The sequence below is a fragment of the Streptomyces sp. NPDC058401 genome, assembly GCF_042722885.1.
Taxonomy (GTDB): Bacteria; Actinomycetota; Actinomycetes; order Streptomycetales; family Streptomycetaceae; genus Streptomyces.
This window is the reverse complement of sequence record NZ_JBHXKA010000187.1, coordinates 1-12,056: the sequence shown is the minus strand read 5'-3', so window position 1 is coordinate 12,056 and position 12,056 is coordinate 1. Positions and strand designations below refer to the sequence as shown.

At 74.3% G+C, this 12,056-nt stretch carries 10 protein-coding genes; 4 read left to right on the top strand and 6 right to left on the bottom strand.

Annotated elements, in window-relative coordinates:
• Positions 1–95: 95 nt before the first annotated feature.
• Entirely contained in the window at positions 96–1,787 is a 1,692-nt protein-coding gene (locus ACFWNV_RS36940; RefSeq protein ID WP_383955811.1) for a hypothetical protein, read from the top strand.
• A 73-nt stretch (positions 1,788–1,860) separates the two neighbouring features.
• Here the strand turns inward: ACFWNV_RS36940 and ACFWNV_RS36935 are convergent, their stop codons facing one another.
• The 3 genes from ACFWNV_RS36935 to ACFWNV_RS36925 are packed head-to-tail and all read right to left on the bottom strand — an operon-like array spanning position 1,861 to position 4,678.
• Positions 1,861–2,757, bottom strand: a complete 897-nt coding sequence (locus ACFWNV_RS36935; RefSeq protein WP_383955808.1) for a LysR family transcriptional regulator — start codon at positions 2,755–2,757, stop codon at positions 1,861–1,863.
• 10 nt (positions 2,758–2,767) lie between these two features.
• Positions 2,768–3,685 (bottom strand): DMT family transporter, encoded by a 918-nt coding sequence (locus ACFWNV_RS36930; protein ID WP_383955804.1) that lies wholly within the window; start codon positions 3,683–3,685, stop codon positions 2,768–2,770.
• Positions 3,686–3,736: 51 nt separating this feature from the next.
• Positions 3,737–4,678 (bottom strand): EamA family transporter, encoded by a 942-nt coding sequence (locus tag ACFWNV_RS36925; RefSeq protein WP_383955801.1) that lies wholly within the window; start codon positions 4,676–4,678, stop codon positions 3,737–3,739.
• A gap of 113 nt (positions 4,679–4,791) precedes the next feature.
• Between ACFWNV_RS36925 and ACFWNV_RS36920 the strand changes: the two genes are divergently transcribed.
• Both ACFWNV_RS36920 and ACFWNV_RS36915 read left to right on the top strand, forming a co-directional pair.
• Positions 4,792–5,283 carry a MarR family winged helix-turn-helix transcriptional regulator gene (locus ACFWNV_RS36920; RefSeq protein ID WP_383955798.1) on the top strand — a complete coding sequence of 164 codons (492 nt, stop codon included), beginning with the start codon at positions 4,792–4,794 and terminating at the stop codon, positions 5,281–5,283.
• Positions 5,284–5,348: 65 nt separating this feature from the next.
• Entirely contained in the window at positions 5,349–5,957 is a 609-nt protein-coding gene (locus ACFWNV_RS36915) for a hypothetical protein (RefSeq protein WP_383955795.1), read from the top strand.
• A gap of 68 nt (positions 5,958–6,025) precedes the next feature.
• On the opposite strand, the gene ACFWNV_RS36910 is transcribed toward ACFWNV_RS36915, so the two are convergent.
• From ACFWNV_RS36910 to ACFWNV_RS36900, 3 genes are read right to left on the bottom strand one after another with little or no spacing between them, the layout of a single operon-like run.
• Entirely contained in the window at positions 6,026–6,265 is a 240-nt protein-coding gene (locus ACFWNV_RS36910; RefSeq protein WP_383955792.1) for a hypothetical protein, read from the bottom strand.
• A gap of 20 nt (positions 6,266–6,285) precedes the next feature.
• A complete protein-coding gene (locus ACFWNV_RS36905) occupies positions 6,286–8,313 on the bottom strand; it encodes a 4-alpha-glucanotransferase (RefSeq protein WP_383955789.1) in 2,028 nt (675 codons plus the stop codon).
• A 15-nt stretch (positions 8,314–8,328) separates the two neighbouring features.
• Positions 8,329–8,535: a hypothetical protein gene (locus ACFWNV_RS36900; protein WP_383955814.1), complete on the bottom strand. Its 207-nt coding sequence runs from the start codon at positions 8,533–8,535 to the stop codon at positions 8,329–8,331.
• Positions 8,536–8,975: 440 nt separating this feature from the next.
• Here ACFWNV_RS36900 and ACFWNV_RS36895 point away from each other — a divergent pair, with 440 nt between their 5' ends.
• Positions 8,976–12,005 carry a beta-N-acetylglucosaminidase domain-containing protein gene (locus ACFWNV_RS36895; protein ID WP_383955786.1) on the top strand — a complete coding sequence of 1,010 codons (3,030 nt, stop codon included), beginning with the start codon at positions 8,976–8,978 and terminating at the stop codon, positions 12,003–12,005.
• The last annotated feature ends 51 nt before the right edge of the window (positions 12,006–12,056 follow it).

Sequence of the window (12,056 nt, the reverse complement as noted above, 5' to 3'; positions counted from 1 at the left end):
GATGCACCGGGGGCGCCCCTTCGCCGTACACCGGCGCACAGGTAATCTGATCAAGACTTTTTGCAATGGTGAACATATTCAGATTTGGGGGGCCGGTGTTCCGTCACCGTGTCATGATCTCCGCCGCCGTCGTCGCGGCAGCCGTCGGCTTCGTACCCGTCACCGCCCAGGCCGCGCCGTCGCCCGGTGCCGCCTCCACGGCGCCCACGCCGGCGCCCGCGCCGGCCGCGAAGGGCCCGGCGGACCAGACCGCCGCCGCGAAGGAAGTGGCCGGGAAGGCCGCCGCGAAGGAGATAGCGGCGAAGACCGCGGCCGCGAAGGCCCGGGCCTCGGCCGCGTCCGGCCCGGCGGCGCGCGCCCAGCAGAGCGCGTACTTCGACGTGTCGATGGGCGCGAGCACCTCCGGCGCGCTCTCCGTCGGGCTGGCCACGGGTGTCAGCACCGACGTGACGTACGGAGTGGTCCGGTACGACATCGACTGGGGCGACGGCAGCGTCGCCACGGAGTTCAACCTCGTCGAAGAGCTCGTGTACGCCGATCACACCTACGCCCGCGCCGGCGCCCACACGATCACGATCAAGGCGACCGGCCCGAACGACGAGACCGCCGTCACCACCAAGGAAATGGTGGTGGAGGGCTCCGAGTTCACCCCGCACGCCCCCACCCGGCTGCTGGACACCCGTGACGGCACCGGTACCGGGACCCCCGGCGGCCGCCCCGTCGGAGCCAACGGCACGACCCGCGTGAAGATCACCGGCAGCGGTTCCATCCCGGACGGGGTGACGGCCGTGGCCCTCAACATCACGGTGACCAACGCCGCGACGGCCGGGCACGTCATCGCGTACGCCTCCGGCACGAAGCGGCCGGAGACCTCGAACGTCAACTTCGTGAAAGGCCAGACCGTACCGAACCTGGCGATCGTGCCGGTCGGCAAGGACGGGTACGTGGAGCTGGCCAACCGCAGCCTGGGCTCGGTGGACCTGATCGCCGACGTGACGGGCTACTTCAGCCGGACCGCCGCCGGCGGCTACACCTCCGTGGCGCCGACCCGGCTCGTCGACACCCGGCAGGGGCTGGGTGCGTCCACGGTCGCGGCCGGCCCCCAGAAGACCTTCGGCGTCCAGGTCGCCGGAGCGGCCGGGCTGCCGGCCACCGGGGTGACGGCCGTGTCCCTCAACGTCACCGTGACCAACCCGGGAGGGGACGGCCACCTGACCGTCTTCCCCGGCGGCGGGCAGGCTCCGACCACCTCCAGCGTGAACTTCACCGCCGGGCAGACCGTCGCCAACGCGGTGATCGTCCCGGTCGGGGCGGACGGCAGGATCAGCATCCGCAACGGCTCCTGGAACCGGACCGACGTGATCGTGGACGTCACCGGCTACTACGGCGCCGACGGCGAGGCCGCCTACCTGCCGGCGAAGCCCGAGCGCCTGGAAGACACCCGGACCTACGGCTGGCCCCTCGCGGCCCAGAACTACCACAAAGAGATCCGGTGGATGGAGAGCGGTCTCGAAGCCCTCGTCCTGAACACCACGGTGACGAACACGGGGAGCGCCGGTCACCTCACGGTGGCTCCCGACCCGAACACCCAGGACGACTACCTCAACGGCACGGTGAAGCGCCCGACCCCGCCGAACACCTCCGTCCTGAACTGGACGAAGGACACGACCGTCGCGAACCTGGTCCAGGCCGACACCGGCAACAACGACATCGTCGACTTCTGGAACCGCGGCTGGGAGCCGACCGACCTGATCATCGACCTGTTCGGCACGTACAACAGGAAGTGACCCCTACCGCCCCGTAGCACCCCGTAACGCCCCGTCAGGAGAGCCCGGGCAACGGCACGGTCCGCTGCCCGGGTCAGCCTGCGGCGGCCGTGCGCAGGGCCTCCAGGACGTGGGCGACCGCCGGGGCCGATTCCGAGCCCCGGCGCAGGGCGGCGATGACGTGCCGGGTGGGGCGGTCGTGGGGCAGGTCCCGGACGGCGACGCCCGCGGCGCGGCTCGCCACCATGCGGGGGACCAGCGCCACCCCCATGCCCGCCTCGACCATGGCGAGGATCGCCGTCCAGCCGGACGCCGAGTGGGCCTGTTCCGGGACGAAGCCCGCCGCCTCGCAGGCGTTGCGGGTGATCTCCGACCAGGGCCCGGAGCCGCCGTAGATCCACGGGTCCCCCGACAGGTCCGCGAGCCGCAGCTCCGCGGCTCCGGCCAGCGGATGGTCCGGCGGCAGGGCCACGTCCAGGGGGTCCTCCAGCAGCGTCCTGCGGGTGAAGCGGGGGTCGCGGGCCGTCGGGGCGTGGGCCGCGAGGGAGAGCGCGAGGTCGACGACCCCGGCGGACAGCAGCTCGTAGGACTCGGCGGCCTCGGTCTCCCGTACGCGGACCTCCACGCCGGGGTGCGAACGCCTCAGCGCGGCCACCGCCGGGACCACGAGGACCGGTACGGCGGTGGAGAAGGCCCCGATCCGCACCTCCCCCGCTTCCCCCGCGAGGTAGCCGGTCAGCTCCGCGTCGGCCCGCTCCAGCTGCGCGAACACCGCCTCCGCGTGCCGCAGTACGAGGTGTGCGGCGTCGGTGAGCCGGACCCGGCGGCCCTGGGCCTCCAGCAGCGGGACCCCCAGCATCCTGGCCAGGTTGGTCAGCTGCTGCGAAACGGCCGAGGGCGTCATGTGCAGCGCCTCGGCCGTCGCGGTCACGGTCCCCTGTTCGGCGAGGGTCCGCAGGATCCGCAGCTTCTTGATGTCCCACTCGATCATGGGACCGAACTTACCGCCGGGCACCCAGACCCACGCCGCCCAGGATCAGCGCCATGCAGAGGAGCTGTGTCGGGCCGGTCGTCTCGCCGAGGAGCAGCAGGCCGAGGCCGGCGACGCAGACCGGCTGGAGGTAGTAGACGACTCCGGCGCGGGCGGCGCCGATCATCGAGACGGCCTTGTTCCAGGCGAAGAAGGCGACGGCGGAGGAGAAGACCCCGACGTACAGGAGCATTCCGGCGGTGGAGGGGGTGACCTGGAAGCCGCCCTGGACGCCGACGGAGACGGCGTAGGCGGGGGCGAGCATCAGGGCGCCGAGGACGAAGGTGGTGAGCAGGAAGGCGAGGCCGCCCAGTTCGGCGGGCTTGCGCTTGAGGAGCGCGCTGTACGTGGCGAAGGACAGGGCGGCGCCGAACATCCACAGGTCGCCGGCGGCGAAGTCGAAGCGGATCGATCCCTTGCCGACCAGGAGGAGCACTCCGAGGGCGGCGAGGACGAGGCCGAAGGTGCGCCGGGCGCCGAGCCTTTCGCCGCCGAGCCGGGCGTACAGGGCCATGATGACCGGCGAGGCGGCCATGATCATGCCCATGTTGGAGGCGGAGGTGGTCAGTCCGGCCTGGTGGACGAGGGTGTTGTAGAGGGTGACCCCGAAGAGGGTGGCCAGGGCGATGTAGCCGAAGTGCTTGCGGATCAGGGCCCGCTGCTGCCAGGCCTGCCGGGCGGCGAAGGGGGCGACGGCCACGGTGGCGATCACCCAGCGCCAGAAGACGGCCTGGACGGGCGGGATGCTGTCGGCCATGCCGCGGGTGGCGACGAAGCTGCCGGACCAGACGACCGTCGCGAGCAGGGCGAGGAGGACGCCGAGGCCGGCGGCCCCCTTCTTCGCCCTGCCGGGCGTTGCTTCCTGCGGGACGGTGCGGACTGGGTCCATGACGGCCACGGTGTGTCTCCCCCTCGGGGATCGGAGTGTCGGTTCGTCGGTCTACCGTCGCACCGGGACACCCGTCAGGTCCATCGAAACATTTCGATTGGTTTCTTCAGCAGAACTGAACGGTGCGCTCTTCGGCCGCGCCGGCCTGGCCGCGAGCTGCCCCGCGACGGTGGCACCGAAGGCGATCGCCATGCCGAGCACCTGCACCGGCGACAGCGCCTGCCCCAGGGCGGCCCATCCGATGACGGCGGCGGTGAGCGGCGAGAGCGGGCCGAGGAGGGTGACCGAGGTGGCGGTGAGCTGCCCGATGCCGCGGAACCAGAGCCAGTACGCGATGCCGGTGTTGATCAGCATCATGTAGCCGTAGCCGAGGAAGGCCCTGCCGTCGAGCGCCGGGGGCGCCCCTTCCACCAGGGCGGCGATCGGGATGATGACCAGACCGCCCGCGGTGAGCTGCCAGCCGGTCATGGCCAGCGGGCCGACGCCCTCCGGGCGCCCCCACCGCTTGGTCATGACGATGCCCGCGGCCATCGAGACGGAGGAGGCGACGCCGGCCACCAGCCCGACCGGGTCGAGTTCCGCCTGCGCGGTCAGCACCACCATGCCGACGCCGAAGGCCGCCACGACGGCGGCGAGCACGGTCCGCAGCCGGGCCCGCTCGCCCAGGAGGAGGGTGGCGAGCCCCACGACGAACAGCGGCCCCGCGGAGCCCAGTACGGCCGCGACCCCGCCGGGCAGGCGGTAGGCGGAGAGGAACAGGAGCGGGAAGAAGGCGCCGATGTTGAGCCCGCCGAGGACGGCGGCCTTCCACCACCACTGCCCCGGGGGCAGCTTCCGGGCCAGGGCGGTGAGCAGCAGTCCGGCGGGCAGGGCTCGCATCACGCCGGTGAACAGCGGCCGGTCGGGTGGCAGCAGCTCGGAGGCCACGAAGTAGGTGGAGCCCCAGGAGATGGGGGCGAGGGCGGTCAGGGCGAGGGTGGTGACGCGGTTCACGGGTGCTCCTCCGGCAGGGACGAGTAGCTCACTTGGAAGTAGCTTAGCACTAAGCTACTTTCCTCCAAGCAACTTTCTTGCCAACGAATGAGCGGAAGTCGGATACTGCGCCCATGACCGACAAGGACCCCGTCGACGCGATCGCGGACCAGTGGTACGCGGTGCGACCCGATCTGGACACCACGCCCATGGCCGTCTTCGGCCGGATCTACCGGATCTCCAAAGCCATGGGGGACGCCATGGAAAAGGCCTACGCGCGCTACGGAATCTCGCGCGGCGAGTTCGACGTCGTGGCCACCCTGCGCCGGAGCGGAAGCCCGTACACCCTCTCGCCCCGCCAGCTCTCGGCCACGCTGATGCTCACCACGGGCGGGATGACGGGCCGGCTGGACAAACTGGAGAAGGCCGGGCTGCTGCGCCGGAGCCCCGATCCGGACGACCGGCGCGGGCTGCGGGTGACCATCACCGACCGGGGCCTCGCGCTCATCGACGAGGCGGTCGCGGCGGGGCTGGAGGTGCAGCGCGAGGCGCTCACCGGGCTGGACGAGGCGGAGACCGCGGCGCTCATCGGCCTGCTGCGCAAGGTGATGGCAGGGGTCCCGTAGGTCACATGATCCGCAGGGCGGCCCCGGCACTTCGCTGACCAGGCAGGACGATCTAGGGTGTGCCGATGCAGCCCTTCCCGCCGCCGCAGATCGCGGCGAACGAACTCCGGCCCGGCCGTCACTGGTACGCCATAGCCACCGCGATCGGCGTCTTGCTGATCGCGCTGGGCGCGGCCCTCGGCGTGTACCGGCTCTCCCACGCGATCGACTCGGTGGACACCGCCCATCGCTTCGCCGGCGGTGACACCGTCACCCTCCGGCTCGAAGCGGGGAGCGGGAAGGCGATCTGGGTCAGGGACCAGGAGTTCGGCCCCTCGGGCGCCCCGGAGTGCACCATCACCGGGCCGGGCGACCCCGGTCTCGCCGATCCGGAGATCGGCGTGTTCCTCACCCGCGACGAGACCTGGAATCCGCTCTACACGATCGACGTGCCCCGAGCGGGTGTCTACGAGGTCACGTGCTCGCCCCCGGCACAATCCGCGTACGCCATCGGGGACTCCGGAGGCCTTTTCGCGCTTGCGGGCCGGCTGATGGCGGCCGTCGCCCTCGGCGTCCTCGGCATCGGCGTCTTCGCCGTCATCGTCCTCGTCACCGCCCTGCGCCGCAGGAGCCATCGCAAGCAGCTGCTCGCCGAACGCCACGGCTCCGGTGACGGGCACCCCGCACCCCGCTGAGCCGGGCCCGGGTACGACGAGGCGCCGGGGGTCCTCAGGGACTCCCGGCGCCTTCGTTCAGTCTTCGGTCAGCTCTCGTTCTGCGTCTTGCGCGACTTGTCGCCGACGATCACCAGACCGGCGATGATCAGGAACAGCACGATCGGCGTGGCCACGTAGAGGCCGAGCGTCTGGGCGACGCTGAGGCCCGGACCCGGGTCATCGCCGTCGTCACGGGTGAGCGCGAGGGCGGGAGACGTCATCAGCAGCATCATCAGCGTCGTTCCGGCCGTGACGGCGCCGGCGCGCAGAGCGTTCTTCTTGTCCACGGTGCAAACGTAGCGAACACCTAAACGCCGCGCGCGCCCGGGGGTGCCGTACGGGTTCCCACCGCCCCCCGCACCGCCCCCAGCAGGGCGTTCGCCCGCGGCGAGGCGGTCAGTGCCTCCAGGGTCAGCGGCCGGCCCTCCGCGTCGGCGACCGGGAGCCGCCAGTTGGGGTACTGGTCCCAGGTGCCGGGCAGGTTCTGCGGCCGCCGGTCCCCCACCGCGTCGGGCAGCCAGACCCCGACCAGCCGGGCCGGGGTGCGCGCCAGGAACCCGTACAGGGCCCGTACGGCGGCCTCCTCGCCCTTGGTGTCGAGCCCGAGGTCCTCCAGTACGTCGAGCCAGCGCGCGGTGTCGGCCGCGTCCTCGGCGCGCTCCCGCTCGGCGGGGCGGGTCAGCAGGCCCAGCCGGTCGCGCAGTTCCACGTGGGAGCCGGCCAGTTTGGCGGCCGTGGGCGGCAGGTCGTGGGTGGTCACGGTGGCCAGGCAGTCGGCCCGCCAGCGCTCCGGCTCCAGCGGTTCGCCGTCGCCGCCCCAGTCCCGCTCGAACCACAGCACCGAGGTGCCCAGCACCCCGCGCCGGGCCAGCGCCTGACGGACCCCCGGCTGCACGGTGCCGAGGTCCTCGCCGATGACCAGGGCCCCCGCCCGGTGCGCCTCCAGGACCAGCAGGGCGAGCATCGCCTCCCCGTCGTACGCCACGTACGCGCCTTCGGCGGGCGGGGTCCCTTCCGGGATCCACCAGAGCCGGAAGAGTCCCATGACGTGGTCGATGCGCAGGGCGCCCGCGTACCGGAACACCCCCCGCAGCAGGGCCCGGAAGGGCGCGTACCCGGTGGACGCCAGCCGGTCGGGGCGCCAGGGCGGCAGCCCCCAGTCCTGGCCGCGCGCGTTGAAGGCGTCCGGCGGGGCCCCCACCGAGACGGCCCGGGCGTAGTGGGGGGCTCCGGTGGCGTCCGAGCCCTCCGGGTGCACCCCGACGGCCAGGTCGTGCACGATGCCCACGGCCATCCCGGCCTCCTTGGCGGCCCGCTGGGCGGCGGCGAGCTGGGCGTCCGTCAGCCAGACCAGCCAGCGGTGGAAGTCGGCCCCGGACTGCGGGTCCTCCCCGGCGTGCCCGGCGCACCAGGCGGCGTGCAGGTCGAGCTCCGCGCCCTGCTCGGCGCGGAACCGCCCGTAGGCCGCCTCCCGTTCGGGGGTCCGCGGGACGGCGTACAGCAGCTCCAGGGCGGCCCGCTTGAGGGCCCAGACGGCGTCCCGGTCGATCAGCGCCCCCTTCTCCAGCACCTCGCGCCGCAACCGGGCTCCCCGGTCGGCCAGTTCCGCGAGGGCGGCCCGGTCGGGGCAGTCGGCGTACTCGGGGACGTCCTCGATCCGCAGGTGCACGGGGTCGGGGAAGCGCCGCGAGGACGGCCGGTAGGGGGAGGGGTCGGTCGGGGTGCCGGGCACGGCCGCGTGCAAGGGGTTGACCTGGATGAAGCCGGCTCCGTGGACCCGGCCCGCCCAGCGCGCGAGCTCCGCGAGGTCGCCCAGGTCGCCCATGCCCCAGGACCGCTCGGAGAGCACCGAGTAGAGCTGGACGAGCAGCCCGTGCGTGTGTTCGGGCGCCGCCGGGGCCCGGTCGGGGGCCACGATCAGGGTGGCGGTGGCGGCGCGCCCGTCGGGGGCTTCGGCGTGGATCCGGTGCACGCCGAGCGGCGGCTCCCCCGCACCGGCCGCGCTCCAGGGCACCGCACGGCCCGCCGCCTCCGGGGGCCCGCCCTCCGCCTCCGCCTCCAGCAGCGTCCGGGTCCCCGGGGGCAGCGCGGCCAGCTCCACGGGCGGCCGGGAGCCGGCCCACCACACCAGCACGCGCGGCAGCAGCCGGTGCGCCGCGTCGTGCTCGGCCGCGGCCAGGTCCGCCCGTACGGACTCCGGGGTGTCCGTGTTCACCCCCAGCTCCCGCAGTACGGCGGCGACGGTGGCCTCCGGGACCCGGAGGGTGACGTCCTCGGCGGGCTGGTAGGTGGTGGCGACTCCGTACAGGGCCGCGAGCCGGGCGAGGTCGTCCATCAGGTTCCTTGTCGTCTAGTCACCCGCGGCTGCCGCCGCGGCATGGGTGGTCGGCTCGCTGGTCAGCGGGGCCTCGCAGGCGAGCGGGGGCTCACTGGTCAGCGGCGCGTGCGCGGCGTCGGCGAGCGACGGCTCGCTGGTGAGGGGCCGTTCGTCGGGTCCGGCCTGGGCCGGCAGGTGGGCGAGCGGCGGACGCCGTTTCGGGGCGGGGGCGGCGGATATGGCGGTGGTGGCGTTCTTCGTCTGCGCAGCCTCGGTGTTCACCGGCAGGCACTCCTTCGTGCGTGGGGATCGGTCAGGACCCGTGGATGGCTCCCACTGTGTCGGTCCGCGCGCCGTCCGCGCACCACCGACAGCGGAAATTCTCCTGTGCGGGACGTGAATCCGTACAGACGTGCCTGTGTTCGCGCCGTGCACGGGAGGTGTTGCGGGGCTCCGTGCCGACCCCCGCGCGTCCGGACCACCGACCCTGGCGTGCGGGAACGTCGGGAACACCCTCCGGTGCGCGGCCCGGAGAACATTCCAGCCATACCCAGTCGGCCGCTCCGCATTCCTGCCCGATCCAGGTCAGATCACCCGCGGGCGTTGACACCCCGGCCGTACGGATGGTGGGCTCTGGCTCGTTCGTACGAGCGGGGGACGACTCGGGACGGGGTGGCTCCGTGCAGACCTGGGGCAGCAAGCGGGCCACGGCAACGGCCGCGGCGGTCGCCGTCATCGGCGCCCTGCTGGGCGGTTCGGCGGTGGTGGGTCCCCCCAGCGCCTTCGCCTCGCCGACCGCACCGGACGCACCCGGCGCGCCGGACGCCCCCGCGAAGCCCGCGCTTCCCGCGGCGCTGCGCGATCCGGCGCCCGTTCCCGTACCGGCCCCCGTCCTCGACCCCGGCTCCGATCCGGCGCGCGCCGCCGCCGAGGGGCCCGCGGTGTGGCCCCGGCCCCAGTCCATGGCCGCCGACCCGGCGCGCTCGGTGCCACTGGGCGCCGAGGCCGTCCTGGTGCTGCCCGCGGGCGTGGACCCGTACGCCGCCCAGGTGGTCCGCGACGCCCTGCGCGAGGCGGGCGTGCGCACCCTGCACGAGCGGGCCGAGGGGGAACCGCTGCCCGACGCGGTCCCCGTCGTACGGCTCCAGGGGCTCGATGCGGAACGGGCGCTGCGGGCCCTGGGCGCGGACGCGCCCGGCGACCTGCCGGCCGGCGGCTACCGGCTGGCCGTGGGCCGCGCCGAGGGGCGGGACACGGTCGCGCTGGCCGGGACCGGAGACGACGGGCTGTTCCACGCGGCGCAGACGCTGCGTCAGCTGCTGGCCCAGGGCGGCGGGAAGGTCCCCGGGGTCCTCGTACGGGACTGGCCGTCCGCGCCGGTGCGCGGGATCACTGAGGGGTTCTACGGGACTCCGTGGACGGCCGCCCAGCGGCTCGCGCAGGTGGAGTTCATGGGCCGCACCAAGCTGAACCGGCTGCTGCTGGCGCCCGGTGACGACCCGTACCGGACCACGGAATGGCGCCGCGACTACCCGGCGCCGCAGGCCGCGGAGCTGCGGGAGCTCGCCGACCGGGCGCGCGCCAACAAGGTGGTGCTCGCCTGGGCGGTGGCGCCCGGGCAGTCGATGTGCCTGGCCTCCTCGGCCGACCGGGCCGCCCTCGCCCGCAAACTGGACGCCATGTGGGACCTCGGGTTCCGGGCGTTCCAGGTGCAGTTCCAGGACGTCAGCTACACCGAGTGGGGCTGCCGGGCCGACCGGGAGCGCTACGGCAAGGGCCCGGCGGCGGCCGCGAAGGCGCACGCGGAGGTGGCGGGCGAACTGGCCGCGCACCTGGCCCGGCGCTACCCGGGGGCGCCCGCCCTGTCACTGCTGCCGACGGAGTACTACCAGGAGGGCGCGACGCCCTACCGGACCGCGCTGGCCGGGGCCCTGGACGGCCGGGTGGAGGTGGCCTGGACGGGCGTCGGCGTGGTGCCGCGCACGATCACCGGGCAGGAGATGACCGGGGCCCGCTCCGCGCTCGGGCAGCACCCGCTGGTCACCATGGACAACTACCCGGTCAACGACTGGGATCCGGGCCGGATCTTCCTCGGCCCGTACGCGGGACGCGACCCGGTGGTCGCGGGCGGTTCCGCGGCCGTGCTGGCCAACGCGATGCCCCAGGGCACGCTGTCGCGCATCCCGCTGTTCACCGCGGCCGACTTCACGTGGAACCCGCGCGGCTACCGGGCCGCCGACTCCTGGGCGGCGGCCGTGGCCTCGCTCGCCGGACCCGACCCCAAGGCCCGCGAGGCCCTGGCCGCGCTGGCCGGGAACAACGCCTCCTCCGGCCTCGCCCAGCCCGAGTCCGCCTACCTGGTCCCCCTGATGGAGGAGTTCTGGCGGGCCCGCAGCTCCGGCGACCCCGCGGCGGGCGACCGGCTGCGCGCCGCCTTCCGCGTGCTGCGCGAGGCCCCGGACAGGCTGCCCGCGCTCGCCGGGGAGGCGGGGCCCTGGCTGTCGCGGCTCGCCCGCTACGGGGCGGCCGGGGAGCTGGCCCTCGACGTCCTCCAGGCGCAGGCCCGCGGCGACGGGGCCGCGGCCTGGCAGGCCTCCCAGGCCTTCACCACCGCCCGTGCGGCGCTGTCCGGGGCGGAGGCCGCCCGGGTCGACAAGGCGGTGCTGGACCCCTTCCTGGCGCGGGCCGCGACCGAGGCCGACGCGTGGACCGGCGCGGCCCGCGAGCCGGGCACGGTGACCCGGCAGGCCGACGCCTGGACCGTTCAGCTGCCGACCGCCCGGCCGGTGTCGGTGGTGACCGTGATGACCGACCCGCTGCCGCCGGGCAGCCGGGGCGCCGTGGTCGAGGCGCACGTACCCGGCGAGGGCTGGCGCAAGGTCGCGGAGGCGGCGGCCTCCGGCTGGACCCAGGCGGACCTGGGCGGCCTGCGGGCCGACGCGGTCCGGCTCGTCTGGTCGGGCCCGGCCCCGGCGGTGCACGGCGTGGTCCCGTGGACGGCGGACGGCCCGGAGGCCCGTTTCGAGCTGGCGGAGACCGTGGACGCGGAGATCGGCGGGGCCCCGCAGCGGATCGCGGCGCAGCTGTCCGCGCTGCGTCCCGGCGAGGTCCGCGGGGCCCTGTCGGCGACGCCGCCGCCGGGGGTTTCCGTACGGCTGCCGGAGACGGCCGCGGCCCCGCGCGGGACCACGGCGAGCGTCCCGGTCGAGGTCACGGTGGCCGCGGGCACGGCCCCGGGTACCTACGAGGTCCCGGTCACCTTCGGCGCCGAGACGCACGTACTGAAGGTCCGCGCCCATCCGCGCACGGCCGGCCCGAACCTGCTGCGCTCCGCCGTGGCCTCGTCCTCGGCCGACGAGACCCCGGCGTTCCCCGCGTCGGGGGCGCTGGACGATTCCGCTTCCACCCGCTGGTCCTCGCCCGCGGTGGACGGGGCGTGGTGGCAGGCGGAGCTGCCCGCTCCGGCGCGGATCGGTCTGCTCCGGCTGCGCTGGCAGGAGGCGTATCCGTCCCGGTTCCGGGTGGAGACCTCGGCGGACGGGGTCGTCTGGCATCCGTCGGCGACGGTCGCGTCCCGCGGCGGGGTGGACTCCGTCCACCTGGACCCGGTGGGCGGCCCGGCCCGCTTCGTCCGGGTCACCTGCGAGACCCGGGCCACCCGCTACGGCTGCAGCCTGCTGGGCGCCGAAGCCTTCGCGATGGCCCCGTAGACGGCCGGGCAACCCTGCGGGGCTGCCCCCTACCCGCCCTTCCACCGTTCC

Bases quoted from the DNA above. Each gene is read 5' to 3' on its own strand.
- ACFWNV_RS36930 (WP_383955804.1), bottom strand. From the start codon at position 3,685: ATGGACCCAGTCCGCACCGTCCCGCAGGAAGCAACGCCCGGCAGGGCG.
- ACFWNV_RS36935 (WP_383955808.1), bottom strand. From the start codon at position 2,757: ATGATCGAGTGGGACATCAAGAAGCTGCGGATCCTGCGGACCCTCGCC.
- ACFWNV_RS36905 (WP_383955789.1), bottom strand. From the start codon at position 8,313: ATGGACGACCTCGCCCGGCTCGCGGCCCTGTACGGAGTCGCCACCACC.
- ACFWNV_RS36915 (WP_383955795.1), top strand. From the start codon at position 5,349: ATGCAGCCCTTCCCGCCGCCGCAGATCGCGGCGAACGAACTCCGGCCC.
- ACFWNV_RS36920 (WP_383955798.1), top strand. From the start codon at position 4,792: ATGACCGACAAGGACCCCGTCGACGCGATCGCGGACCAGTGGTACGCG.